This window comes from Roseivirga seohaensis (assembly GCF_001592945.1).
In the GTDB taxonomy this organism is placed as follows: Bacteria; Bacteroidota; Bacteroidia; order Cytophagales; family Cyclobacteriaceae; genus Roseivirga; species Roseivirga seohaensis.
Genome location: NZ_LRPB01000047.1, coordinates 194669 through 221145, shown reverse-complemented (window position 1 = coordinate 221145; position 26477 = coordinate 194669). Strand labels below are relative to the sequence as shown.

Sequence of the window (26477 nt, the reverse complement as noted above, 5' to 3'; positions counted from 1 at the left end):
ATTTTAGTCAATCTTACATTTACCCCTACTGATTCTTTACTTTCTTTTCAAACTAGCAATTAGGCTTTCAGCACATTTCTCACCATCCATGGCGGCTGAAACAATTCCACCAGCAAAACCTGCTCCTTCCCCACAAGGAAATAAGCCTTTGATTTCCACATGTTCTAAGCTGTCTTTATCTCTTGGAATTCTAACAGGTGAAGAAGTTCGGCTCTCTACTCCAACTATTTGCGCTTCGTTAGTATAATAGCCCTTCATTTTCTTGGAGTAGCCTTTGAAAGCGTCTCTCAATCTCAAATGAATCGACTCTGGCAATACTTCACGCATATCTACAGACAGTAAGCCCGGTTGATAGGAAGTGTCATTCAAAGAAGATGAAACTCTGCCGTTAACGAAATCCGTCATGCGCTGAGCAGGTGCAGCTTGAGTGCCTCCAGCAATCTGGCAAGCACGTTGTTCTATTTCTCTCTGAAACTCCATTCCAGCCAAAGCCCCAAATTTGGAATACGCGGTAAGGTCTTCCAATTCAACTGCCGAAACAATACCCGAATTAGCGAAGGCTGAATCCCTTCTTGAAGGGCTCATTCCGTTTACAACCACTTCGCCTGGAGCTGTAGCCGCAGGCACAATAAAACCTCCCGGACACATGCAGAAGCTAAATACACCTCTTTGTTTGCCTTCATGATAAGTCTGATGAACGAGTGCGTAAGAGGATGCTGGCAAAAACTCGCCCCTATCAGTATCGCAATGGTATTGAATCTTGTCGATCAGTGATTGCGGATGCTCAATTCTTACACCCAAAGCGAAAGGTTTCGCTTCAATCAATACCTCATTCTTCTGTAGTAAATGGAAAATATCTCTTGCTGAATGGCCAGTTGCTAAAATTACACCCAAGCCTTCTACTTTAGAGCCGTCTGCCAAAACCACTCCCGTCATTCTTTTTTCCTTGATAATGAAGTCAGCCACTTTGGTATCGAAATGAATTTCTCCACCTGCATTTAAAATACTCTGTCTGATTTCTTGTACCACTTTGGGTAATTTGTTGGTGCCAATGTGCGGATGTGCATCTACTAAAATATCTTCAGTAGCACCATGGGCAACTAAAATCTCTAAGGTTCTGAGAATGTCACCACGTTTTTTTGAACGGGTATAAAGCTTACCGTCAGAAAAAGTACCTGCTCCTCCTTCTCCAAAACAATAGTTGGATTCAGGATTCACAACATGATCTTTGTTGATGGCAGCAAGATCGCGTCTCCTTTTTTGCACATCACTGCCTCGTTCAATAACAATGGGTTTGTAACCCAATTCGATTAAACGCAATGCGGCAAACATTCCAGCAGGCCCAAAACCGACAATAATGACTGGTTCGCCATTGGTGACTACTGGATAATCTCTTTTGTAGGAAATTACAGGCGGAAGCTCTTCGTTAATGAAGACTTGCGCTTCAATATTCACCTTTACATTTCGAGAACGTGCATCGATGGAGCGTTTTAAAGCCCGCACCTGAACACTTTTAGGGTTGGTAATATTGGCCCTTTTCAGGATGATGGCCTCAAATAATTCTGGAGTGAAGGCTTCTTCGGGGCGAAGCGTAGTTTTTATAGTCTTTTGCATGGCGTAGAGTATTTATCTCTAAAGTGAATGTTCTTTTATTTCCTGCAAATTTAGATTCAAAACATCAACAAACCTATTGCCCCACAACATGGCTAGAGGTACGTATTTGGGTAGAACACAAAAATATATTTGCTAAGTTTATATTTATGAAATCAACCAAAGAAGCACTTCTAATTTCAGGATTAATCATTACAGTTATTTTTCTCACATCATCCTGTGGGTCTAATTCTGAAAACCAGAACTCTGATTCTAGTTTAGAAGACGTTGATGTGATTTCTATTGCAGAAATTACACCAAGCAAATTGTCGGATGTAGTTGATGACATTGGCTATACTGCGTTGAAATATCATCCAGAACATCGTGCCTACCGAATTGACAAGGTTTTAATTGAGGACGGATTGATTTATATCTTTGATTACTACTCCGGTCGATCGCTCTCTGTTTATGATTTAAAAGGTAACTTTCAATTTGCCATTACCAAACCCGGGCAAGGCCCCGACCAATACCTAGAAGTACAGGATTTTTTAATAGATAAGAGTAATATTGAAGTGCTAGATGCCAGAGGAAGATTAATAATTTATAATGAAAATGGTATTTTTGAAAGAAGTGAGAAGCTACCTTTTGTGGCTCAAGCATTTAGCAAAGTTGAGGGTAATTATTTATTCCAAACGGGTAAAATACCAAACGAACTAGGTGAGAATGGAAAGTCTTGCGAAGTGGTTCAATATAATTTGGAAACCAAAAAGGCAGACTGTCAGCTAGAAATTCATAATGGCAAAAACCCGCACTCTTTCAAGGAAAGAAATATTTTGAAAAACATAGGAGGCATAACTTATTATAGCACATATTTTAATGACACCATCTATAGAAAACAAGGGGACAAATTCACTCCACGGTTTATAATGAACTTCTCTTCCAACGCTTTACCTGATGATACTTTTGACCCCAAAAAATCTAATCGAGACCTTATTGGAACTCCTAACGATAATAAAGACAAAGCTTATCACACCCCAAACTTACAAGGAAACACGGACTTACTCCTTACTGAATTTCGTAATAATGGAATTTACCGTTTGATTTATGACACTAAAAATGAACTTAAAACTGTATTAAAAACCACTTCAGAAAATAATGTTGATGGAGGTTTACCACTTTACTGGTCTCATACAGTTAGTAATCGCGATATCATTATGATCATTGACTCCGATTATGCCCTGGAAAGGGCCAGCAAATTGAAGGAAGAGAAAAGCCAGTTCAATGAAAAAGAACAGGCCTTTTTGGATTTCGCTAGTAGCCTAAGTATTGAAGCCCCTTTGGTGATGATTGCATACCACCTCAAGTAAGGGCTATTTATATGGCACTTTCTCTAAAATATGTCTAATAACCTGAATTCTTGCTGAAGTCTTTTTATTCGCTTTCAACACAATCCAAGGGTTATTTTTCGTGTTTGTTTCTGCAAACATTCTCACTCTATACTCTGTATAAGAATCCCATAGTTCTTGCGCCATTTCATCTACTGGCGACATCTTCCAGCGCTTTAGTGGGTTTTCCAGAATAGCCTTAAACCTAGCTGCTTGCTCTTTCTTTGTAATCGAGAAATAGAACTTCAACAGAATGATACCATCGTTGGTCAACATAGTTTCAAAGTTATTGACCTCGCGCATAAATCGTTCATATTCTTCATTAGTGCAGAAACCATTTACAGGTTCTACCACGGCCCTGTTATACCAACTTCTGTCAAAAAACACGATTTCTCCTGGATTTGGTAAACGGGAAATATAACGTTGGAAATACCACTGTCCACGCTCTTCTTCAGTAGGCTTTGGCAAGGCTACTACACGGTAATTTCTTGGGTTCAAATGGTGAGTTACCCTTCTAATCGCTCCACCCTTTCCTGCTGAATCTCTTCCTTCAAACAGCAAACAAATTCGCTTTCCTTCATTAATGGCCCATTGCTGAAGTTTGATAAGTTCTACCTGAAACTCCTCAAGGCGCTTTTCATATTTCACATAGCGCAAAACCTTTTCGGGATTGATGTTATTCTTGTCTTTTAGCAATAGCTTAATCGCCTTATTGCTATTCAAGAGCTTCAGTTCCTTATCTGTAAAGTTGTATTTTAATTCAGACATTATATCAAATGATAAATTGATCGGTGGAAACGCATTACAATGTTCGGGTCGGGCAATACCACAACATCTGCCTCTTTTTTACCAGGGTACTCAAACTTAGAAAGTACATGGCGGATGCTTTCTAAACGGGCTTGTTTTTTAGTGTTAGTTTTTATGATAACCCAAGGGCTGAAACTGTTATGCGTTTGGGCAAACATTTGCTCTTTGTAATAGGTATATCTTTCCCACATTTCTTGTCCCTTTTCATCCACAGGACTTAGTTTCCATTGTTTCAAGGGATTGGCTCGTCTATCATTAAAGCGTTTGACTTGCTCATCTTTACCTATTGAAAACCAAAATTTTATTATATGAACACCATCTTCAAAAAGCATATGCTCAAACTCTGGAACCTGACGCATAAAACGCTGATACTGATCTTCGTCACAAAACCCCATAACAGGCTCTACCACAGCCCTGTTATACCAACTACGATCGAAAAAAACCATTTCACCAGCATAAGGAAGTTCCTTAATGTATCTTCTAAAATACCATTGCCCCTTTTCTAAATCTGTAGGCTTATTCAGCGCTACTACGCGCATAGATCGCGGGTTTAGGTGCTCGGTAAATCGCTTAATGGTTCCACCCTTTCCTGCTGCATCGCGCCCTTCAAAAATTACAGCGACTCTTTGTTTAGTTTCAGCAATCCAGTGCTGAAGTTTAACCAATTCTATCTGGAGCTTTTCAAGCTGTCTTTCATATTCGAGGTTATACAAAGCTTTCGAGTAATCTCTACCCTTTTCTTGAAGTAAACGCTCTAAATCGGCTCCATTCTTAATATTCGAGAAATCTCGATTATCAAGCATTTGGTCTTTGGTTAACTTATTTTGAACAGAATCATCTGTTATTAAAAATTCGCTCATAATTCGAATTGATTTCTGGCGTTAAAATAATCAAAATGGTTACACCCTTTGCATTAAGCAGCATCAATTCTGTGGAATTAAAAAAAAATATGCCCTACCTTCGCAAACACAATAAATCTATATGAAACGCTACTTATCAATTTTCACACTGTTACTTCTTTCATTTTCAGTTGTTGGCCAAGACATTCTTACAAAACATACAGGCGAAACCTTAACTGGCGATGTTCAATTATTATCTAATTCTGATGGAATGCCTTACGCTGTTGTAAAAAATGGTAAGGACAAGGAGACCATTAAGCTTTTCGACATCCAGAACATTTCAATGGAAGAGTTTGGGCTAATTAAACCTATGAAAATTGGTGAGCAATATCATTTCGGATTACTTGTTTCTGAAGACTACTTAAGCGTTTACAAATATTCTAATTCTAATAGAATGGATGATTTTGGTATGGTGGCTTTACAGAAATTTGGCGCACCAGCATTTGCACTACCCGGCATAATGGGTTTCAGAAAGCTAATGGCAGATTACCTTTCAGACTGTGAAGAAGTATCTGATAAAATTGAGGAAAAAGAATTTACCAGAAAGGATATAGATCAAATTGTTGCAGATTATAATGGCTGTATTGCGCTAAAAAACTCAATCAAAGAACAACCCGCTTCTTACTACCAGTCTGCTGCTCCTAAAATAGCCCCCTCTATACAAAGCATGTTAAAAGACTTTGAAACACTGCTTAAGTATTCTGAAAAAGTGGAAAATAAAGAAAGTGCCACAGAGATGTTTTCGGATTTGAGCTCTAAACTCAAAAAAGGAGAAAAAGTACCTGATTACCTGATTAATGCATTAAAAGGTGCCATCAAAAATGACAACAAACTTGTTGAGCTGCTAAACAAAATTATTGAGGAATAGCAGTATTATTTCACATGTGCTCTAAAAGTAATGACCGCAGTAGGTTTTCTGGGGTCGTTACTAAAAATAGCTAGTGTTTTTCTTTCGAAGCCTAATCTGTCAGTCGCATCAAAGGTAACCTGCATTTCTACAGATTCGCCAGGTGCTATAGCAGCCCTTTTCACATCATACAACAAGCATGAGCAATTGCTTTCTATCTTTATAAGCTCCAATGGCTCATTTCCTCGATTTGAAAGTGTAATATTTACCGACTTTTTAGTGTTTGGCGCCATTACTTTAAAGTCATGGTCTAAATCACTTATTGCCAAATATGGCGAGTCGGCAGTATAGTCCGAAGGTTTCTGTTCAAGGGTAAACTGCACTGGAATTGAAAATACCAGCGAATCATTTTTATCCTTTACTTGAACAATCTCTTTTGTAAAGCCTGGTACTAATAAAGAATCTGTTTTTAAAACAATATTCATCTTAGTGAAGCTATTGTGAGGCACTTCATTAGGTTGAAAACTTACATCGTAATAAGATGAAATGCTGGTTGCTCTCAAATCCAATGGTTCACCTCCGAAATTGTACAGGATCATTTCCGCGCTTAAATCATCTCCAATAAAGCCCGACCTGAAATTAACTACCTGATATTTAGACCGAAATGGCCAAAATACATTACGATAAGCTTTAAATACATCTATAACTGGAGTTAAAATTCGTCCTTGAAAAACATATTCTTTTATAATAATTTCTGATGAGTCTAAAACTCTCACCCCTATTTCGAAACCTCCTACATAGCCTTCTGTAAGGATGGTATAAGGAATATCTACGGCTTCTCTTGGATGCACTTTAAAGTTCTCCTTTTCTAGTTTTAACCTTTCCGCGCCAGACCAAAACCCGATCATTACTGTATCTTCAGAGGTGTTTTCCCAAGAAAAATTTCCATAAAAAGTCCCTACTTCTCCATCAATCACTCCTACATTAATCACTTCAGGGTTTTGAGCAAAACCGTAAGAAGTAATACAAATCAAAAAAAGAAAGCATAAGAATTTGGTCATAAGGTATTGACGACAGGAATGTGTTTTTAATATGTTCACAAGCAAAAATAACAAGGCAATGCTTGAATCGACCAGTCAATAATCATTTATTTGTGACAAATATTAAATCCATGGCAAGAATCTTAACTGGAATACAAAGTTCAGGCAAACCACACTTGGGAAATTTATTAGGCGCAATTATTCCAGCAATCGAATTATCAAAGGATCCTAAAAACGATTCGTTCTTCTTTATTGCTGATTTACATTCACTTACCACCATTAAAGACCCACAAACAAGAATAGACAACACCAATGCTGTGGCAGCCGCGTGGTTGGCTTTTGGTTTCGATACTGACAAAAACACCTTTTACCGTCAATCAAGAGTGCCAGAAGTTTGCGAACTCACATGGTACTTAAGCTGCATGACGCCCTACCCTATGCTGGCCAATGCACATTCATTTAAAGATAAATCCGACAGACTTTCAGATGTAAACGCTGGGCTTTTCACTTATCCTGTATTAATGGCCTGCGATATTTTACTTTACGATGCGGCCTATGTTCCTGTAGGAAAAGACCAAAGACAGCACTTGGAAATGGCACGTGATATGGCCAATACTTTCAATAATCAATACGGAGAAATATTTAAAATTCCGGAAGCCAAGATTAACGAAAAAGTAATGACTATTCCTGGTACGGATGGCCAAAAAATGAGTAAATCTTATGGAAACACCATTGATATTTTTCAGCCCGACAAGGCCCTTAAGAAGAATATTATGCAAATCGTTACCGATAGTGCTCCGCTTGAGGCTCCTAAAAACCCCGACACTGACAACACATTTGCCATCTATTCATTAATAGCTTCTGAAGCTCAAACCCAAGAAATGAGAGCAAATTATGAAGGCGGAAATTATGGCTATGGACATGCTAAAATTGCGCTTTATGAGCTAATTTTAGAAAAATACGCCAAGGAAAGAGAAATCTTCAATTACTACATGAATAACCTTGACGAACTGAACAAGAAATTAGAAGCCGGTGAAGAAAAAGCCAGAGTAGTAGCTAGAGAAGTTCTTGCTAGGGCCAAGAAAGCCATTGGTTTTTGAACCAAATGATAAAATTCTTGCTTAATTAAAGACCAAAGTCAGTCACATGTCGTTTAGTTAATTGGTTAAAAAATAAGGATTATGAAAAAGGCATTTCTAAGTAGTTTGATTTTATCCACTCTTCTATTCGTTAGCTCGTGTAACGATTCTGGAAATGAGCTTTCTGAATTTACGGGTAACCAAATGGAAATGGCCTTAATCCCTGGTTCCGTTGAAGGAAATACAACTTCAGGTACTTTATCAATAAGAGAACGGAATGATGGAAAAGCTCAAATAGAGATTACTCTGAACGATGTGATTTCAGGTGCTGAACATCCAGTTCATCTCCATTTTGGGAGCTTAAGTGATAATGGAGATGTAGCCACTTATCTTACCACTTTAAAAGAGGTGAACGGAATTGGTAAAAGTGTTACCATTTTGGAGTCGTTGGATAACAACACTACCATTGACTATAATGACCTTTTGGACTTCAATGGCAGTATTAAAATCCACTTTGAAGCTTCAGGACCGTTGGAAAACGAAATTTTGGGCTCAACGAACATTGGACTGAATGTAGATCAAAATCAGGCCTATTTAAACGGAACTAAAAGTATAACCGTTTGTAATTCTAACTTCGGAAACTAACCCACCGCGATTCGTTTATCGAACAATAAACTTCTTTGTTTCTACCCTGCCTAAATGGCTAACTGTTAAGAAATAAATTCCAGCCGATAGTAAACTAGTCTCTTCTACTTCTCCCTGTTCTGGTGAAAGTGTTTTGTTTAAAAGCATTTCTCCTTTAATATCTCTAATCATTAGTTTAGGAAGCTCTAAGGCATTCTGAGACCAAACTCTAAGTTTTTCACCTGTAGTAATTACGTTTCCTTTCAGGCCAAAACTGAAAGTATTAACTCCTTCATAAACCACACTGATTACTTCTGAATACTCAAATTGTCCGTTAAAATCAGTTTGCCTAAGCCTATAGTATGACCTGCCCAAAACCGGATTCATATCTGATATGCTGTATGACCTTGTAGCGGTGGTTGTACCTGCTCCTTCTACAAATAAAACTGGCGTAAATTCTTTAGCGTCTGCAGATCGCTCAATGGTGAAAAGTTGATTGTTTTCTTCAATGGCGGTTACCCATTTCAAATTGACAAAGCCCTTTGCTGGAAACGCATTGAAAGAAAGCAATACAATTGGCAAACGTTCGGTGGTATTATCCATAGCATATAAATCGCCAAAGCCCTGTACATCGCTCACCGTTACCGTATTGTTGGTTGGGTTTACAGTTCCGCCTACAAACCAATCTAAAGTACCTCCTGCAATTGTTCGGTAGGCTACCCCAACCATATTACTCTCTGTGGATTGGGTAAAGTCTGATGCATCGTAAATAAAACTAGCATTGTATACCGGGTTGGTAATGTTATTGCCTAAAACTGTCCAATACAATTCTATATAGTCTGTTGCCGCAGTACCATCATCATCACCTGCTGGTGAATCGCCAGTATTATCTCTATCACGGTTAGGGTGCGCTGAATCTGTTATACTAAAATCAATTGAAGCACTACCACCTATTGTAGCAGATGTTAGTACAAGGGTTATCGGAGAATACTGATCGCCTCCAATTGGAACGAAAAATGTCCCCAAAGCTGAAAGGCCATACCTAAGCACTCCTCCTGCATTATCTTGAATATAACTGATTGAATTTCCTCCAGTAATTGTTGCTCCTGGAGACATAATTATATTTTGACCTCCCATAATAATATCTCCTGCTGTCATGGTCAATTGATTATCTATAGTGATGTCTGCAGTAGTTGTAACATCCTGTCCATCAGCCTTATTTATAACCAAATTGTAATAATTATTTCCTGCGTCTGTGGTTTGTTGAATTTCCTGATTGCTCACAGTACGATTGTAGGTAACCGTATTGCCCACAGCCGAAGCAGTAAAAGAGCTTATGGTAAAGTTTGCATTTGAACCACCATAAAGCATCGATCCATTCGCTCCATTGATAAATGCCCCAGTTCCACCTAGTGCATCAGATATATCTACTCCGCCAGAGTTTGTGTTGGTATAGCTTGCAGCTGCGTCAATTAAAAAGTCAGACATAGTATTCATTGCTCCTGTTCCGGAAATAGTTCCTGTAGCACTGGTCAGTGTATATACACAACCTGCTCCGTTACAGCCTGTAAAAGTGCCGTCATTAGATAAATTACCCGAGATAGTTGGTGAATAAGGGGCTGTAACCAACCAAGATCCATTTGAGTTTACATCAATATTATTGAAGTTGTAAGATCCTGCCGCTCCATCAATAGTAAAACTACCATTGTCAACAGTAATTGTGCCCGTAGAAGTAATAGAAGTATTGGCCAAAGTCATTGCTCCACCTGTAGCAATATCCATATTTACGAAAGTCAAAGTACCTGTATTGGAGTCAACAGTCCCTCCATTAACCTCAAAGTCTCCAGCAATACTGACGGTTGTGCCAAGTTGATTAAATGCACCACTATTTACAGTTAATCCTCCAGCAGCATTTGTAAGTGTTAAGGTTCCTGCTCTTAAGTCAACAGTGCCTGTAGCTAAGGTCATATCGGTAGCATCTATGGTTGAAGCTGTTGTTTCATTCAAATCCATAGCTCCACCTGTAATCGTTATATCACCAGAAATATTCATATCCCCATCGTTATGGTCATATTCACCTGATGACATAAGTAAATCGCCTGAAATATTAATTGTAGCTGTGTTATCATTAAATAACAATTCACCACCAGCAATAGTCAAGTCATTGGTTACATTCAACGTATTAGCTCCGTTCATTACAAGCCTTCCTGAATTGACACTTATTCCACCCGTAGCATTTGTAACATTCATTGTACCAGCCCTTAACTGAACATCTCCTGTAGCGATAGCCATGTCTGTGGCATCCAAAGTCCCTCCATCTAAAAAAGCCGAACCATTGGTTAAATTGAAATCTCCTGACACGTTTACGTCACCATCATTTTGATCATAAATACCAGTTGCTGAAGTGGTTATATTACCAGTAACATCTAATACAACGGTCGCATCATTTGGTCTAAAAATCCCTCCAGAAATCGCTATTGAACCAGCCGAAACATCGGCTCCAGAATTAAGAATTGTAGTACCACTTTGTACGTCAATTTGACCTGCAACATCTAATGTGCTCAATATAGCCACGTTGTTCACATCACTATCTATGGTCAATCCGCCAGCAGCGTTAGAAATAGTCATTGTACCACTGCTAAGTGTTACTGCAGCATCAGTAATGGTCATATCTGTGGCATCTAATGTAGAAGTTCCAGATTCAGAAATAATCATTGCTCCACCCGTCAGAATAATGTCTCCTGTTACATTTACATCCCCTTCATTTTGGTCGTAGTTACCATCTGACATCAAGAGGTTTCCTCCAATATTTACAGTATTATTGGTTGAGAAAGGCGAGAATTCAGCATTAGCACCAGCAATACTTAAATTACCTGTAACGGCCAAGGTTCTATTATCTCGCACCCTCATTTCTCCGGAATTTATGGTCAGGTTATTCTCAACCGACACATCGTTATTTAGTACTTGAAGCAAAACGCCATTATCCATGTTGACTACTAAATCATAAAATGGAAAAGTAATATCAAGTGTTTCATTGGTGGTTCCTTGGTAGGTGAAAGAGCTTCCTGGATTATTTAGATCCCAGTTATCCAATGTGAAATTTGCACCACCGGCATGGGTATTTACTGTAATAGAGCCGTCATTATTCAAAGTACCTGAGCCTACTATGTCGTCAGTCATCACCAAAGTACCATCGTTTGTTATGGTTACTGGATCATTAATTACAAGTCTAGTCAATGTATTTGTGCCCGTACCACCAATACTCTCTCCATCTCCATTAAGAATATAATTACAACCATCCACGGTTGAGCATGGTGTCATAGCATTTCCGCTATTATTTAAAATAGAACCGGTAAATGTAAAGTTTTGGGTAGAGTTATTGGTCCAAGTACCGCTTCCGTTAATAGTTAAATCAGTATAAACATTATTTGAAGCTTGGGCCGTGGTGAACTCGAGTAAGCCGCTGAGTACCGTTGGGCCATTTGCTGTAATTCTGACGGCAATTACTTCGAGGTGACTAGAAGCATTTACTGTAGAACTGCCAGTTATTACGATACGATGATTATTGGAAGAACCAGACAATCTAGCACGAGTGCCAACCGTTGAATTGGCCACAAAATCACCTCGTACATTTAACCTTCCTGTACCTGCCGTATATGCTAACGTACCTCTATCAATAGTGAGATTGTTACAGTTTTGGGGGGTGGTGGTAGCAATGTTTATGGTGTGCCCAGTTTGAATGGTAACATTGTCGTTACTATCAGGAATACCATCAGCGTCTGATCCACTGACTAAAAGCCAACTTCCAGGGGCAGTCCAGTTGCCTGAAGCAACATTGCTCTGAAAATTCGCTTGAGCACTACAAATAACAGTACACACAAAAAATGTGAATGTAAAAATAAACTTCACAGCAGTTTCGGTATTTAATCTAAATGGTTAATTCAGCACTAGTGCTAGGAAATAATAGTCGTCTAATAAGCTCAAAAGTGAGTAGTGCGGTGAAAGACGCATTGAGTTTACTAAGACAATCGAGGTTCTCAGCGTAAAAGAACAAAAAATATTCGGACTTTCTAAACAGAGAATTACCAAAAAAGTTAGTCTAGAGGTCTTTGTTAACTACTTAATTAACACCTTCAGCGACTCTGTAAAGCTTCCGTTTACCACTTTCAAAATATAGACGCCTGATTTTAAAGTATTTGGAGTTTGAAACTTTATATACCCATCTTCTCCCTTTTTAGTAATCTCTAGAATTTCAGAAGAGTTAAGAGATATCAAGGTCAAAATAACAATCTCATTGCCAATTTGTGCATGTTGAATATTAAGGTCATTTCCTCGATAAACAGCATTAGGGTACACTCTTAATTCAGAACTTTTTTCAAAGACAGTGGCATTCATTACACTAACCACCTCTGAATATTCAAAAGCCCCATTAAAATCTGTCTGTTTTAATCGATAGTAATTTCTACCAGTAATAGGTAAATCATCAAATGCGGTATAAGTGTTGGTTTTTTCACTTGTTCCTTTACCCGAAATAAATAGGATAGGCTCAAAATCAAGTCCATTTTGAGAACGCTCTATGGTAAAGAAATCATTGTTCAATTCTGACGCGGTAGACCATGACAATTGAACCTTAGCTTTTTTAACTTCGGCAGTAAATGATAACAATACAATTGGCAAACGACTATCGGTATTGTCCATCGCATACATATCGCCAAATCCATCGCCACTGTTTAACGATACCGTATTAGTTGTAGGATTAACTGTTCCGGCTTCTGTCCAATCTAAAACTGGCCCCATTCCACCAGTTCTAGTTCGTCTGAGTGCAGCCACCATATCCGATTCTGTACCTGTTACGTCTGCATCTACATATTGATAGGTAGCGCTAAAGGATGGGTTTGCAATGTCATTGCCAGTCACAGTCCAGTATCTACTCAAATAGGCTACTGCTGTGGTTCCGTCATCGTCTCCTCCAGAAGCAGTATTGTCTGTGTTTCTATTTGGATGGTTGGCATCTGTGACGCTAAAATTTACATAAGGGTTAGCACCAAGAGTACCTCCATTTAAGGTGAAATTAGTAATAGGTGAGAAATCGTTATCGTCTCCCATTGGAAGATATACCGATTGACCCGTTGCCGAAAAATACTTTCGAATTACGCCCGAGCTATTTTGTCTAATATATTCTGTGGCATTTCCTCCAGTAACGCTTGCTCCAGCAGCTAATTCTAGGTTGTAAGTATTCAACACCGGATCGCCCGCAATGATATTTAAAGTGCCATTTACACGTACATTATTTACCAACTGAAGTCGCTGATAGTCTCCCGTTCCAGTAAAATCTAAAGTCACATTATAGTAATCATTATTAGCGCTGCTTGTTGCCCTCCATCTCTGACTCGATGAAGCAGCACCATATACTACTGTATTTCCAGTAGCTGAGGCCGTAAAATTTGAAATAGTGAAATTTGAACCAGCACTATTATCACCCTGATACCTTAAAGTGGCTCCTGCCCCATTAATAAATGTTCCAGAACCGTTTAAAGTACCCCCTACCGTTAAATCCGTATTGTTTGTATAACTGGCCGGACTGTTAATAAGAATATCTCGAAGTGAAAGGTTTCCAGAACCGTTCAAACTACCCGAAGTACTTGACAATGTGTAAATACTACTTCCATAACTAGGACTAGTGAAAGACCCATTGTTGGTTATATTTCCTGAAACTGTAAAGTTATTGGGTTGAGTAACCGCCCAAGAACCACCAGAATTCACCAAAATTGAATTAAAACTCTTAGAGCTACCAGATGAATTAAAAGTTATTGTGCCGTTTATCGTGGTTGTTCCTGTTACAGTAGTTGTAATATTTCCTAGTACAAGCTCTTTGCCTGCTGCTACGTTAATTGACCCTGCTGAAAAATTACCTCGGCTAAGGTTTGTTGTGCCACTCACCAAAGAAAACTCACCTCCAACAGATAGTGTAGCTGCTGCATTATTGACAATTAAGTTACTTGTTCCGTTCAGGGTGTAATTTCCTGTTGTAGTAATAGTACCACTACTAAAAGTAATGGCTGCATTATTCATGGTGAAAGAGCCTGCATCTAAGGTAGAAGAGGCACCACTAAACAAAAACTCTGTACCAGAAATATCTACGTTACCCGTAACATTCACATCTCCATTGTTGTGATCGTATTGACCACCAGTGCCAACAAAGTCTCCTCCAATATTCACAATTGCAGATGCATTGTCTGGTGTAAATTCCCCATCTTCAATTATTAAATCATTCCCTATGGTTAGTGTAACCGCATTTACTTGAAGAATACCATCTTGAATAGTAAGGTCATTCAAAACAGACAAGCTACTACCAAAGCTTAAGCTACCACTAGACTTATTAAGAACGAGGTTATAATAGTTACCAGAGAACGATGTGGGACTTCCATAACCTGTATACGTTATAGTATTGCCAGTGGCAGAAGCGTTGAATGTGCTTACTGTAAAAGGCCCTCCGTTCTGTAACTCAAGGTTTCCGCCAGCTCCGTTGGTAAAGCTACCCGTGCCCGACATGTCATTCCTAACCACCAAATTTCCATTATTTGTATAATTGGCTGGAGAGTTAAAAACCACCTTATACATACTCATTGGGTTTGCTCCTCCAATCGTGCCTGTGGCACTTACAAATCGAAACTCGGTTTGATCGTTGGCGGTAAAGGTTCCATTATTTGTCACATTACCGCTAAAAGTATAGAGGTCTTGACCACTTACTGTCATCGTAGCACCACTATTAATAATAAGGTTTCCAAAGTTTCGCGGTTTAGCGCTATAACCAGTAATAGCTAAGGTTCCGTTAACCGTAGTTGTGCCTTGAATCTCAAATTTAACGGCTCCAACTGAAAGCGTATTACCACTACTTACAGTTAAGTTACCCAAAACATTAAATACATGTGAGTTACTATAGCCTGTAATAGACGAACTGGCCGTCATAGTTACATTTCCATTAAGCGTAAGTGTTCTATTACTATTAAAGGCAATGGTTCCTCCATTAAAAACGAGATTATTTCCAGCTTCATTACCGGAAATAGTAATAGTATGCCCAGATTGAATAATAACATTATCATCATCATCAGGTACTTCATTAGCATCAGAACCACTGACTAAAGTCCATGTAGATTTGGATTTCCACTCTCCAGAACTATTGGAAACAAAGTTTCCTTGTGCGGCCAGATAAAAAGGGAATAAGAAAAGAAGGTAAAAGGCGAAAGTAAAAAACCTCATTAAAGATTATTGGTTAGCGTTTTCAAGATTACACATACGGCTTAATCAGTAAGACTGGATTCAGTTTAATTGAAAATAATTTTTCCGTGTGAAACGCATTTTTTTGTGTTTGAAAAACTGAATTACTCCCATATTAGTTCGCACCCTACCTGTTATTAATTATTTATTTTTATTTTGTTTTTCAACATGAAAACACCTTCAAAAAAACACACTCACAATAGCACGATATAATTCAACTCAGCAGTAAAATACAGACAGTATTCATTATAAAAACACTCAACCACTTGTTAAAATACAACTCCTCAACTAAGTCGATTCTCTTAAAACTTTTTAGAGAATAAGAAACCGCTTCTATTTTGAGTTGGTTAATATTGCAGTGTTCAAACAGATAAAAAGAATTCAGATGAATCCCCTTATTGAAAATAATAACAACCCATTTCAGACACCATATTTTTCGCGAATCAAAAACGAACATTATCAGCCAGCAATTGAAGCCTTGATTAATCAAGCAAAGATTGAAGTTGAGAATATCAATAAGCTCGGTGAAACGCCTAATTTTAAAAATACGGTAGAAACCCTAGAGTTTTCGGGAAAGCAGCTGGATAGAGCTTCTTCTATCTTTTTCAACTTGAATTCAGCTGAAACCAATGAAGAAATGCAGGCAATTGCCAGAGAAATCTCTCCGCTGCTTACTGAGTTCTCTAACGACATCCTTTTAAATGAGGAGCTCTTCAATAAAGTAAAGTTTGTTTATGAGAATGAAGACAGAACAAAACTTACTGCGGAACAAAACACCTTGCTTGATAAAACTTATAAAGGGTTTGTAAGAAACGGAGCCTTATTGAATGATGATCAAAAACAAAAACTCCGCAATATTGATGTTGAACTTTCTAAACTTTCCTTACAGTTTGGCGACCATGTATTGGCCGAAACCAATAAATATGCATTGGTAATTGATAACGAGGACGACCTTAAAGGTTTACCAGATTACGCCATTGAGCAAGCCGCTCAAGATGCGATTGACAAGGGGCATGAAGGCAAATGGGTGATTACGCTTGATTACCCAAGTTATGTTCCTTTTATGACTTACGCTGCAAACCGAGCACTGCGAAAAGAGTTAAGCATAGCTTTTTCATCAAAAGCCTTTAAAGGCGATGAGCTAGATAACCAAGAAACCGTAAAGGCAATTGTAAAACTCAGAAACGAACGCGCTAAACTACTTGGTTATAAAACTCATGCCGATTTTGTTTTGGAAGAGCGCATGGCTGAGTCGCCTAAAAAAGTGCTCGATTTCTTAGATGAAATTCAGAAACATGGAATTGAAGCAGCTAAAAATGATGTGAAAGAAGTAGAAGACTTTGCCAAGAAACTAGATGGCATAGATAAATTAGAACGATGGGATTTCGGTTACTATTCCGAAAAGCTCAAAATGGAAAAATACAGCATTGATGATGAAATGCTAAAACCGTACTTTAAGCTTGAAAACGTAGTTGATGGAGTTTTCCAAACTGCGCAAAAGCTCTATGGCTTGACATTCAAGAAGAATGATGAAATTGAAGTATACCACCCTGATGTTACAGCCTATGAAGTAAAAAACGAAAAAGGTGAGCACATGGCAATTTTCTATGCCGATTTCTTTCCACGACCAGGCAAACGCGCTGGCGCTTGGATGACACTTTTCGCTGGGCAATACAAAGATGAAAAAGGCGATCACCGCCCCTTGGTTTCAAACGTTTGCAACTTTACTAAGCCAGGAAAAAGTAAACCTTCCCTCCTCACTTTTAACGAAGTAACTACGCTTTTTCATGAATTTGGTCATGCGTTGCATGGAATGCTTTCCAATGTTCAATATGAAAGCCTGTCGGGGCCAAGTGTTTACTGGGACTTCGTTGAACTTCCTTCTCAAATTCTAGAAAACTGGTGTTATGAAAAGGAATGCTTAGACCTTTTCGCGAAGCATTACGAAACAGGAGAAACCATTCCTGAGTCACTAGTTGAAAAAATTAAGGAAAGCGCCAATTTCTTGGAAGGATACCAAACCATGCGTCAGTTAGGTTTTGGTAAACTAGATATGGCTTGGCACGGGCAAGACAATTCAAGCGTTACTAGCGTATCTGATTTTGAAAGAGATATTTTAAAAAATACCGAGGTGCTCGCTCCCATTGACGGAACTAATATGAGCTGCTCGTTCTCTCATATTTTCCAAGGCGGGTATTCGGCTGGCTATTACAGTTATAAATGGGCCGAAGTATTAGACGCAGATGCTTTTGAGTATTTCAAAGAGAATGGAATTTTCAATAAAGAAATAGCCAACAAGTTTAAGGACAACATTTTATCTAAGGGAGGTTCGGAGCACCCAATGACTCTGTACAAAAGATTCAGAGGCCAAGAGCCAGATGTTAAGGCCCTATTAAGAAGAGCTGGTTTACTTAAATAAGACACTTTTCTCACTTATTGATGAAGAAAAATAGGCATCTGAAAATACAGATGCTTATTTTTTTATAGCCACTTTGAATTAGGTAATCGATTTTCTATAAATTAGTTGTTTAAATCACCAATTATGAAACGCCTAATCACAACACTACTTTTCCTAACACTGACATATACTTATGTAGATGCTCAAGTCAATTTTACAATGAGAAGAGCCGATAATGACGAAACAGTAGAGCTTGTCAGCCTGATATCAGACGGAGAAGGTGGTGCAAATCCAACCTTTCTAATCACTTGGAGCGGTAAATGGTGTACACCATGTATGGATGTGATAAAATCTTTAGGCGCAGCAGCAAAATCGGGTAAAGTTCAGGTTTTGGCACTCAATGTTGATGAGGATTGGAAAGCCATGAAAGCCAATAATTACCATAACAACTACTGGAGTAATGTTACTAACCTTTACCTAGACACTGATTTAAACAATTCATTCGATACGTACTTCACTACTTCTTCAGCTCCGGTAATTCTATTTTTTGATGAGCTAGGCCATATTCAATACATGGATGCGAGTTATAGCTTGAGGTCATACATGTTCGTAGATTTTTTTGGAAAAGAGTTTATTTGGGAAGATTCGGAAGGCCTTAATTCTTACGCTTGGAACTACTATTTAGAACACGAAGATGAAAGTAATGTAATTCCAGAAACAGATGAAGAAATGGCCAAGGCCTTAGAATTTGTGAAACGATCTATCAGCTTAAACGCCAACTACAATAATACCGACACATACGCTGCCCTTCTATATCTATCGGGTCAATATACCGAAGCACTAAAAAAAGCCAAAGAAGCAATTGATCTTGCCAAAGAAAGTGAAACGGATTACGAAACTACAAATGAGTTAATTCAGAAGATTATCGAGAAGATGTAACCTGTATTTTAGTAACCCAATGTTTACTAAGTAACTTTACACCAACCGAACTCCATTTATTTTGACTTTAAGCGTTCCTAAAAGGGTATTACCCAGTATTGTGTTTGCTCAATTTGCGGGAACCTCTCTTTGGTTTGCAGGAAATGCCATTCTAAAAGAGCTTCAATTAGAATGGAATTTGCCTGAAGATGCCTTGGCCGCTGTAACTTCATCGGTGCAACTGGGCTTTATCTTCGGTACATTTATTTTCGCCCTGCTATCCATTGCTGATAGGTTTAAACCCTCAAGGGTTTTTCTGCTCTGCGCACTTGCAGGTAGTGCTCTAAATGTTTCATTGATTTTCTTGCCTTCTAGCTACTTTGTATTGCTTTCTGCACGCTTTTTAACAGGGGTTTTTATTGCTGGAATTTATCCTGTCGGAATGAAAATAGCCTCTGATTGGTTTGAGGGCAAACTGGGTAAAGCATTAGGCTATTTAGTGGCTGCTTTGGTTTTAGGTTCTGCTTTCCCTCATTTATTGAACTATACCGGCAGCAGTCTTTCTTGGAAATTCGTTTTGATTGGCACTTCCATTTTAGCAGTTCTAGGTGGCTTAGCCATGATTCTCTTTGTCGGAGAAGGTCCACACCGCAAAAAGGGTTCTAAATTCAACCCTGCTAAGGTTTTTGAAGTGTTTAAAGTTAAAGAGTTCAGGTCTGCGGCCTTTGGCTATTTTGGGCATATGTGGGAGTTATACACCTTTTGGGCTTTTCTGCCCGTAGTGCTAGTGTATTATAATGAAACACATGGAACAGCGCTTCACCCAAGCCTTTACACCTTTATTATCATGGCAATTGGTGCTATTGGTTGTGTTTTGGGGGGCTTTATCTCAGTAAAAAAAGGCAGTGCAAAAGTGGCGTATACCTTCCTGATGATTTCTGGAATACTCTGTTTGATTTCACCTCTTATTTTCAATCTAAACGAAACATTTTTCATTGCCTCGCTCCTAGTTTGGGGCTTTGCTGTTATTGGAGATTCAGCTCAGTTTTCTTCACTAACTGCAAAAACAGCACCCAAAGAATCGGTTGGTACGGCCATTACAATTGTAGTAAGTATCGGCTTTTTATTGACCATTCCAAGCATTCAGCTTTTAGGATACTTAGCCACAGTAATCGATACCAAATGGCTAATGTTTAGCTTGTTTATAGGACCTTTATTTGGTTTAGTGCATACCAAAAAGTTGATCAAAGAAAATATTACGAAAGCTTAAAACACTTCACTCACAAAAACAGTTGATAACCAAATTTGAAACAATGGTATCACTGAAAAGTCATTCTGGTATTTACACCCTCAAAACTGTACAAGAGCTTCCAATAGACATTAAAACAGCTTGGGCTTTCTTTTCTTCTCCTAAGAATTTAGAGAAAATAACACCGAAGCATATGGGTTTTAAAATCACTTCTGAAGAAGCCAAAACCATGTATGCAGGCCAAATCATCACTTATAAGGTTTCGCCCTTCCCCGGTATAAAATCTAACTGGGTAACGGAAATAACTCATGTAAATCACCTCAATTCATTCGTAGATGAGCAACGGTTTGGCCCCTATGCCATGTGGCACCACGAACACATTTTCGAAACTTCTTTGACTGGAGTTAGAATGATCGACAAGGTATCATATAAACTTCCTTTTGGCATTTTAGGACGTATGGTTCACCCAATTTTAGTAAGAGGAAAGCTGTTGCAAATTTTCACTCACCGTTACAAAGTGTTAGAAGATATGTTTCCAGCTAAACTGAAAAATCCTTCTAAAAGTTGATGCAATAATATCAGCTGTGTTAAATCACTCTATTTAAAATCAGAATGAAAAACTTTGAAGGTTCTACCTACTCAAAAAGTCAAGCCTAAGTAAGTATTACAAGCCTTTGGCTGGCATTGTATACCCTTCTGCTTCAATTTGAGCGGCCGTCATTTGTATAACACTGACATCTAACTTAATAGGAACCAAAGGCGCATTAGTTGAATCCGTTTCTACCTTAACAATTTGATCAACTACATCCATGCCTTTGAACACCTGTCCATAAATCGTATAATCCCCATCTAAACGCGGTAAACCCTTTTTATTCTGAACAATATAGAATTGACAGGCGGCCGAAATTTTACCTGGGTTATCATCTCGTCCAGCACCAAAAGCACCATACACATGTTTGGCAATGGGGTCAAATTCAGGCTCTAAAAGGTGGGTTGAGTAAGCAAAACCTTCGGGCGTATCTGGGCAACCGCCTTGGGCTACAAAATTTTCAATCACTCGGTTAAATGTATAGTCGTTCCAATATCCCTCTTCGGCCAATTCAATAAAGGCCTCTTTATGTTTTGGAGTTTCATCATAAAGCCAAATCAGAATATCGCCCTTATCGGTTTTAATTTGCCCTACAGGGTAAGTAGTTTCTGGTTTGCAACTTGAAATCAGACCAATTACAAGTAACAGAAATAGATTTTTCATACTCTCTTTTTTTCTTGAAAGTATAAAAAATGAACGTGTGATCATAATGGTATATTAGTAGTTATCTCGACAAAATAGGGCTCACAATTTTTCAATTATTTTTCGTAGTTTGTAAAGACCAACTGTCAATCATATTTAACTTTCTGAACCATGATTATCAATAAATTCCCTGGAACACACATCACGGCAGAATTACTCAACCCAAAGCATTCTAATTTCTGTGAAGTGTTTTATGAAAGCCCACCGCTTCAGCCCGAAGTAGTAATGGGATCAGTAAACGCTGGCACTTCTTACACAGGATCTTTATTTGAAATGGGTCAAGAAGGTATGACAGGCGCTTTTTATGGCATTCTCAGTGTACAGCAAAACTTTGTAGGAAAACATCCTTATCAGAAAATTCATAAAACACTTCATCGCCTAGCAGAAAACAAAGAAACCGCCCATATCGATAATTTTGACAGTGATTTTGGAGTGCAGTTTGCGCTGGTACAAAAACCTCCATTAGATACGGCTTGTATTGATTTTGACGGAACTGTTTTCGTTGATATTTTCAAAGATCATTTGCGTCCTTACCAAATTGACGCCAATTATGCCATGATTTACGTAGTGCCTCCCCTAGCGGATTTATACAGCACACCAAACGATTTTCTGAACGCGATTGAAGACACTGCCGAAAACATTATCAGGGCCGTAATGTACTACAACAAAAATTTCACCTTAGAGAAAAGCCCCAACAGCCTAAACCTAAAACCTATCAATACCATTCGGGTGTGTTTATTTAGCACTGGTTATTTCAACACTTTCCAGATGTCGCACGACCAAATTGCATCATACATTTACCACGGAATAGCCAGTCAACTGCATAGCGCAGAAACATATATCACCAATGTTCAATTCGAAAACAATTACCATGAGGTAATGGCTACCGGTTTGAAATCAGAAACTCAGGACTTCAATATTTTAAGGAAATTGATGGCAGAATAAACTAGCTCAATACCTTAATTTTAATTTTCAGCTCCTTTTCCATTTCGAAAATCTTAGATTTTTCTTTTTCAGAGATGAATAAGATCGAAGTTCCTTTTAAGCCCGCACGGCCTGTTCTGCCACTTCGGTGAGTATAGTACTCAATTTGCTGCGGAAGTTGATAATGCAACACAAAGCTCAAACCTTTTACATCGATACCACGGGCTGCAATATCGGTAGCTACCAAAAGATCAATTTTCTCGCTCTTAAACATTCGCATTACCTTATCGCGGTCGCGTTGGCCCATATCGCCTTCAATTACATCTACAGCAATATTCTTAGCCAATAGCTGTTTGGTTAGAATACGAGCCGCATTTTTGGTTTGGCAGAAAATCATTCCGCGCTCGTCTTTATGATACGACAAGAAATGATTGATTTCCTGCACTTTATCTTTTGATTGACAGACTACATATTCGTGGCTAATATTGGCATTTACGCCCGCACTTCTACCTACTTCTATTTTCTGAGCATTATTTCTCAAGAATTTCGAAATGATCTCTCTAATTCCATCAGGCATGGTAGCCGAAAACAACCAAATGGTACGTTCAGCAGGAACAAAGTCCAGAATACTGTGCATATCCTGTTTAAAGCCCATGCTTAACATTTCGTCCGCTTCATCTAAAACCACATACTTCACTTGAGAAATATCAATCACTTCTCTTTTAATCAAATCCATTAAACGGCCAGGAGTAGCCACTACAATATGAGTAGGCCGCTGTAAACGCTGAATTTGAACTTGCATATCAGCACCACCATATACCGCTTCAATAAAAATCTTATCGGTGTATTTGGTGAATTTAAATAGCTGCTTCGCGATTTGCTGGCATAATTCGCGTGTAGGTGCCAAAATCAAACCTTGAATCGCCTGTTTCTTTGCATCAATTTTCTGAAGCAAAGGCAAGCCAAAAGCTGCGGTTTTACCAGTTCCTGTTTGCGCCTGACCGATAAAATCGGTGTTTTGTTGAAGAAGAATTGGAATGGAAAGCGATTGAACCTCAGAAGGTTCTAGAATATTCATTTCGCTTAAGCCTTTGATTAAATCTTTGGATATGCCGAGTTCGGAAAATGTAGTCACTGTTTGTTTTATTTTATTCAGCTACAAAGGTAGAACGAATACTTCGCATTAAAGCATTGGATTCTTCTTTCAACCTGACTTATTTGCATCAAAATAAGGAACATGGAAGTTAAAATAGGAATAATTACAGTATCAGATCGAGCCAGTAAAGGAACCTACGAAGATCTTTCTGGCCCTGCCATTATCGACACCCTTAACGAGTACCTCGTTTCTAAGTGGGAAACTGTGTATCATGTTATTCCAGATGAACAACATTTAATAGAGAGTACAATTAAACAAATGGCAGATAAAGAACGCTGTTGTTTAATCGTTACCACAGGCGGAACAGGCCCTGCTCCACGCGATGTAACCCCTGAAGCCACTGAATCAGTTTGCCAGAAAATGCTACCTGGTTTTGGCGAGCTAATGCGTCAAGAAAGTTTAAAATACGTACCTACCGCCATACTATCAAGACAAACAGCAGGAATTAGAGGAAAGTCACTCATAGTGAATTTACCAGGCAAACCTAAGTCGATAAGAGAATGCCTAGATGCCGTATTCCCTGCCATCCCCTATTGTATCGATTTAATTGGTGGGCCATTTATCGAAACCAAGCCCGAAATCATGAAGGTTTTCAGGCCAAAACAGTAGTTAGTAAGGGGTAGTGAACGGTTTTTGAACTACCTAGGGCAATGCCGTGTTTAAGGGCTGCATTGGGCATTAATCATTTTTGAAATCACGTTTCAAAAGCCAGCCAATTAATTGTACTTTTGCACAACTTTTCTGCTTATGGGCAGTATAAACGATTCATTGTTTTAGGTAACCAATAAATGAAAAACAAAAACGGTAAAAGTTCAGAGGATTTGTTGAAGCAAATTGAAGAGATGGGTGACGATCACGTGATGTCCTCTATTGAGACACCGATGCGCGAAGGTGCTTTTGACTTATCAGACGAAGAGAAAATTGCTATTATTCAAGGCCACTTCGAAAAAATCATGCACACCTTAGGCTTAGACTTGACTGATGATAGTTTGAGCGGAACACCAAAAAGAGTAGCCAAGCTATATGTAAAAGAGCTTTTTAAAGGCCTAAAGCCAGAAAACAAACCTTCGCTTTCTACCTTCCAAAACAAGTATGAATACAGCGAAATGCTTGTTGAAAAGAACATTACACTTTACTCCAACTGTGAGCATCACTTCCTACCTATCGTGGGTAAAGCGCACGTGGCTTACATTCCTAACGGAAACGTAATTGGCCTTTCTAAAATCAATAGAATTGTAGATTATTACTCAAGAAGACCGCAAGTGCAAGAGCGCTTGGCTTTACAGATTCTTGATGAAATGAAACGTGCTTTGAACACCGAAGATGTAGCGGTATATATTGATGCTGAACACATGTGTGTAAGCTCTAGAGGTGTATCAGACCAATCTTCTTCTACGGTTACGGTAGAATACAGTGGTAAATTCAAAGAAGAAGAAACCAAAAGAGAATTTTTAACCTACGTGAACGACAAGCTTAAATGAGCCTGATTGAACAATACCCAATTTCAGTATACAACTCTCTCACAAAACAAAAAGAGGTTTTTAAGCCCCTTGTAAAAGACCGAGTGGGCATGTATGTCTGTGGACCTACCGTGTATAGCGATATCCATTTGGGTAATGTTCGTACCTTTCTTTCTTTCGATATTGTTTTTAGGTACCTCAAGTTTTTGGGCTATAAAGTACGCTATGTGCGCAACATCACTGATGTAGGTCACCTTGTAGGCGATGCTGATGAAGGAGAAGATAAAATTGCTAAAAAGGCTCGTTTAGAAGAAATCGAACCTATGGAAGTGGTGCAGAAATACACCAATGGTTTCCATGATGTAATGCAAATTTTTAATATTCAAGCGCCTTCTATTGAACCTACCGCTACTGGCCATTTAATAGAACAAATTGAATTTATTAAGAAGATCATTGAAAATGGTTTTGCCTATGAAAAGGATGGCTCTGTCTATTTCAATGTAAGAAAATACAACGAAGCGTACGAATACGGAGAGCTTTCGGGCAGAAACGTAGACGATATGCTTTCGAACACTCGTGCTTTGGCCGGCCAAGACCAAAAAGCCGATCCATTGGATTTCGCTTTATGGAAAAAAGCCGAAGCAGGACACTTAATGCACTGGCCATCGCCTTGGAGCGAAGGTTTCCCTGGTTGGCATTTGGAATGCTCTGCCATGAGCACAAAATACTTGGGCCAGTCTTTCGATATTCACGGAGGAGGAATGGATTTAAAATTCCCTCACCACGAAGCCGAGATTGCCCAAAATAAAGGCTGCCACCACACCGGAGGCGCCAATTATTGGATTCATGCCAACATGCTTACCGTAAACGGTCGCAAAATGGCAAAAAGTGAAGGCAATGGTTTTACACCAGAAGAACTGATTACGGGAAATCATAAGCTTTTGGAGCGTGGTTATAGCCCTATGACGGTGCGCTTTTTCATGCTTCAAAGCCATTATGCAAGTACGCTAGACTTCAGCAACGAAGCCTTGCAGGCCGCAGAAAAAGGCTTTAAGCGTTTAATAGCCAGCGTTCAATTGATCGATAAATTGCCTGCTGCAGGAACTGGAAAGGTTTCTAAAGAGAAATCTGAAGAGCTGAAAGGTTTTATAGACCAAGCCATGCAAAACTTGAGCGATGACTTTAATACAGCAAAAGCGATTGCTTCTTTGTTTCAAGTCAGTTCTAAAGTTAACACCTACTATCAAAACCATTCGGAACTGGCGGAAATTAATGCAGAAGCTTTTCACTTTGTTACAACTAAGTTCAAGGCCATTATTAACGATGTGTTAGGCCTAGTTTCTGAAACCGAAAATGCCGCTCAAAACAATGTTTTAGAGGGGGCAATGGAGGTTTTGATCAACCTAAGAAAAGAAGCCAAGTTTTCTAAAAACTATGCGCTATCCGATAAAATTAGGGATGACCTCAAAAATGTAGGCATTCAATTAAAAGACGAAAAAGGAGGCGAAACCTCTTTTACCATAGACTAATCA

20 protein-coding genes are annotated in these 26477 nt (G+C 38.8%); 12 read left to right on the top strand and 8 right to left on the bottom strand.

The window, feature by feature from the left end:
• Positions 1-36: 36 nt before the first annotated feature.
• Complete coding sequence (locus tag AWW67_RS14365; RefSeq protein WP_062302586.1) at positions 37-1614, bottom strand: NAD(P)/FAD-dependent oxidoreductase; 1578 nt, start codon at positions 1612-1614, stop codon at positions 37-39.
• 146 nt (positions 1615-1760) lie between these two features.
• Here AWW67_RS14365 and AWW67_RS14360 point away from each other — a divergent pair, with 146 nt between their 5' ends.
• A complete protein-coding gene (locus AWW67_RS14360; RefSeq protein ID WP_062302585.1) occupies positions 1761-2957 on the top strand; it encodes a DUF4934 domain-containing protein in 1197 nt (398 codons plus the stop codon).
• 3 nt (positions 2958-2960) lie between these two features.
• On the opposite strand, the gene ppk2 (AWW67_RS14355) is transcribed toward AWW67_RS14360, so the two are convergent.
• Both ppk2 (AWW67_RS14355) and ppk2 (AWW67_RS14350) read right to left on the bottom strand, forming a co-directional pair.
• On the bottom strand, positions 2961-3743 hold the full coding sequence (gene ppk2, locus AWW67_RS14355) for a polyphosphate kinase 2 (protein WP_053222063.1): 783 nt from the start codon (positions 3741-3743) through the stop codon (positions 2961-2963).
• Positions 3743-4642 (bottom strand): polyphosphate kinase 2, encoded by a 900-nt coding sequence (gene ppk2 / locus AWW67_RS14350; protein WP_245620767.1) that lies wholly within the window; start codon positions 4640-4642, stop codon positions 3743-3745. Before ppk2 (AWW67_RS14350) ends, ppk2 (AWW67_RS14355) begins: the two co-directional genes overlap by 1 nt.
• A 121-nt stretch (positions 4643-4763) precedes the next feature.
• Between ppk2 (AWW67_RS14350) and AWW67_RS14345 the strand changes: the two genes are divergently transcribed.
• Positions 4764-5549 (top strand): hypothetical protein, encoded by a 786-nt coding sequence (locus tag AWW67_RS14345; protein WP_062302583.1) that lies wholly within the window; start codon positions 4764-4766, stop codon positions 5547-5549.
• 5 nt (positions 5550-5554) lie between these two features.
• Here the strand turns inward: AWW67_RS14345 and AWW67_RS14340 are convergent, their stop codons facing one another.
• On the bottom strand, positions 5555-6589 hold the full coding sequence (locus AWW67_RS14340; protein WP_062302582.1) for a DUF1573 domain-containing protein: 1035 nt from the start codon (positions 6587-6589) through the stop codon (positions 5555-5557).
• Positions 6590-6699: 110 nt separating this feature from the next.
• Between AWW67_RS14340 and trpS the strand changes: the two genes are divergently transcribed.
• Both trpS and AWW67_RS14330 read left to right on the top strand, forming a co-directional pair.
• Complete coding sequence (trpS, locus tag AWW67_RS14335) at positions 6700-7668, top strand: tryptophan--tRNA ligase (RefSeq protein WP_062302580.1); 969 nt, start codon at positions 6700-6702, stop codon at positions 7666-7668.
• A gap of 81 nt (positions 7669-7749) precedes the next feature.
• The gene (locus tag AWW67_RS14330; protein WP_062302579.1) at positions 7750-8292 is read left to right on the top strand and encodes a hypothetical protein; all 543 of its coding nucleotides are present in this window, start codon (positions 7750-7752) and stop codon (positions 8290-8292) included.
• Positions 8293-8307: 15 nt separating this feature from the next.
• On the opposite strand, the gene AWW67_RS14325 is transcribed toward AWW67_RS14330, so the two are convergent.
• A complete protein-coding gene (locus AWW67_RS14325; RefSeq protein ID WP_062302578.1) occupies positions 8308-12180 on the bottom strand; it encodes a T9SS type A sorting domain-containing protein in 3873 nt (1290 codons plus the stop codon).
• A 207-nt stretch (positions 12181-12387) separates the two neighbouring features.
• Positions 12388-15531: a T9SS type A sorting domain-containing protein gene (locus AWW67_RS14320; RefSeq protein ID WP_062302576.1), complete on the bottom strand. Its 3144-nt coding sequence runs from the start codon at positions 15529-15531 to the stop codon at positions 12388-12390.
• Positions 15532-15934: 403 nt separating this feature from the next.
• On the opposite strand from AWW67_RS14320, the gene AWW67_RS14315 reads away from it, so the two are divergent.
• The 4 genes from AWW67_RS14315 (at position 15935) to AWW67_RS14300 (ending at position 20682) form a co-directional block, all read left to right on the top strand.
• Positions 15935-17968 (top strand): M3 family metallopeptidase, encoded by a 2034-nt coding sequence (locus AWW67_RS14315; protein WP_062302624.1) that lies wholly within the window; start codon positions 15935-15937, stop codon positions 17966-17968.
• A 123-nt stretch (positions 17969-18091) separates the two neighbouring features.
• Positions 18092-18886, top strand: a complete 795-nt coding sequence (locus tag AWW67_RS14310) for a TlpA family protein disulfide reductase (protein ID WP_141655466.1) — start codon at positions 18092-18094, stop codon at positions 18884-18886.
• A gap of 61 nt (positions 18887-18947) precedes the next feature.
• Positions 18948-20135: an MFS transporter gene (locus AWW67_RS14305; protein WP_062302573.1), complete on the top strand. Its 1188-nt coding sequence runs from the start codon at positions 18948-18950 to the stop codon at positions 20133-20135.
• Between the two features lie 43 nt (positions 20136-20178).
• Positions 20179-20682: an SRPBCC family protein gene (locus AWW67_RS14300; protein WP_062302572.1), complete on the top strand. Its 504-nt coding sequence runs from the start codon at positions 20179-20181 to the stop codon at positions 20680-20682.
• Positions 20683-20778: 96 nt separating this feature from the next.
• Here AWW67_RS14300 and AWW67_RS14295 read toward each other — a convergent pair whose 3' ends face one another.
• Entirely contained in the window at positions 20779-21366 is a 588-nt protein-coding gene (locus AWW67_RS14295) for a peptidylprolyl isomerase (RefSeq protein ID WP_062302622.1), read from the bottom strand.
• 150 nt (positions 21367-21516) lie between these two features.
• Between AWW67_RS14295 and AWW67_RS14290 the strand changes: the two genes are divergently transcribed.
• The gene (locus AWW67_RS14290; protein WP_062302571.1) at positions 21517-22350 is read left to right on the top strand and encodes a hypothetical protein; all 834 of its coding nucleotides are present in this window, start codon (positions 21517-21519) and stop codon (positions 22348-22350) included.
• A 1-nt stretch (position 22351) separates the two neighbouring features.
• On the opposite strand, the gene AWW67_RS14285 is transcribed toward AWW67_RS14290, so the two are convergent.
• Positions 22352-23464: a DEAD/DEAH box helicase gene (locus tag AWW67_RS14285; protein WP_221404842.1), complete on the bottom strand. Its 1113-nt coding sequence runs from the start codon at positions 23462-23464 to the stop codon at positions 22352-22354.
• A gap of 102 nt (positions 23465-23566) precedes the next feature.
• On the opposite strand from AWW67_RS14285, the gene mog reads away from it, so the two are divergent.
• The 3 genes from mog to cysS all read left to right on the top strand — a co-directional run bounded on the left by mog (position 23567) and on the right by cysS (position 26474).
• A complete protein-coding gene (gene mog, locus AWW67_RS14280; RefSeq protein WP_062302569.1) occupies positions 23567-24094 on the top strand; it encodes a molybdopterin adenylyltransferase in 528 nt (175 codons plus the stop codon).
• A gap of 179 nt (positions 24095-24273) precedes the next feature.
• Positions 24274-24966: a GTP cyclohydrolase I FolE gene (gene folE, locus AWW67_RS14275; RefSeq protein WP_062302568.1), complete on the top strand. Its 693-nt coding sequence runs from the start codon at positions 24274-24276 to the stop codon at positions 24964-24966.
• Positions 24963-26474: a cysteine--tRNA ligase gene (cysS, locus tag AWW67_RS14270; protein WP_062302566.1), complete on the top strand. Its 1512-nt coding sequence runs from the start codon at positions 24963-24965 to the stop codon at positions 26472-26474. Before folE ends, cysS begins: the two co-directional genes overlap by 4 nt.
• Positions 26475-26477: the final 3 nt, after the last annotated feature.

Excerpts from the sequence above, each read along its gene's own strand:
- AWW67_RS14365 (WP_062302586.1), bottom strand. The coding sequence starts at position 1,614 with ATGCAAAAGACTATAAAAACTACGCTTCGCCCCGAAGAAGCCTTCACT.
- AWW67_RS14360 (WP_062302585.1), top strand. The coding sequence starts at position 1,761 with ATGAAATCAACCAAAGAAGCACTTCTAATTTCAGGATTAATCATTACA.
- ppk2 (WP_053222063.1), bottom strand. The coding sequence starts at position 3,743 with ATGTCTGAATTAAAATACAACTTTACAGATAAGGAACTGAAGCTCTTG.
- ppk2 (WP_245620767.1), bottom strand. The coding sequence starts at position 4,642 with ATGAGCGAATTTTTAATAACAGATGATTCTGTTCAAAATAAGTTAACC.
- AWW67_RS14345 (WP_062302583.1), top strand. The coding sequence starts at position 4,764 with ATGAAACGCTACTTATCAATTTTCACACTGTTACTTCTTTCATTTTCA.
- AWW67_RS14340 (WP_062302582.1), bottom strand. The coding sequence starts at position 6,589 with ATGACCAAATTCTTATGCTTTCTTTTTTTGATTTGTATTACTTCTTAC.
- trpS (WP_062302580.1), top strand. The coding sequence starts at position 6,700 with ATGGCAAGAATCTTAACTGGAATACAAAGTTCAGGCAAACCACACTTG.
- AWW67_RS14330 (WP_062302579.1), top strand. The coding sequence starts at position 7,750 with ATGAAAAAGGCATTTCTAAGTAGTTTGATTTTATCCACTCTTCTATTC.
- AWW67_RS14320 (WP_062302576.1), bottom strand. The coding sequence starts at position 15,531 with ATGAGGTTTTTTACTTTCGCCTTTTACCTTCTTTTCTTATTCCCTTTT.
- AWW67_RS14315 (WP_062302624.1), top strand. The coding sequence starts at position 15,935 with ATGAATCCCCTTATTGAAAATAATAACAACCCATTTCAGACACCATAT.
- AWW67_RS14310 (WP_141655466.1), top strand. The coding sequence starts at position 18,092 with ATGAAACGCCTAATCACAACACTACTTTTCCTAACACTGACATATACT.
- AWW67_RS14300 (WP_062302572.1), top strand. The coding sequence starts at position 20,179 with ATGGTATCACTGAAAAGTCATTCTGGTATTTACACCCTCAAAACTGTA.
- AWW67_RS14295 (WP_062302622.1), bottom strand. The coding sequence starts at position 21,366 with ATGAAAAATCTATTTCTGTTACTTGTAATTGGTCTGATTTCAAGTTGC.
- AWW67_RS14290 (WP_062302571.1), top strand. The coding sequence starts at position 21,517 with ATGATTATCAATAAATTCCCTGGAACACACATCACGGCAGAATTACTC.
- mog (WP_062302569.1), top strand. The coding sequence starts at position 23,567 with ATGGAAGTTAAAATAGGAATAATTACAGTATCAGATCGAGCCAGTAAA.
- folE (WP_062302568.1), top strand. The coding sequence starts at position 24,274 with ATGAAAAACAAAAACGGTAAAAGTTCAGAGGATTTGTTGAAGCAAATT.
- cysS (WP_062302566.1), top strand. The coding sequence starts at position 24,963 with ATGAGCCTGATTGAACAATACCCAATTTCAGTATACAACTCTCTCACA.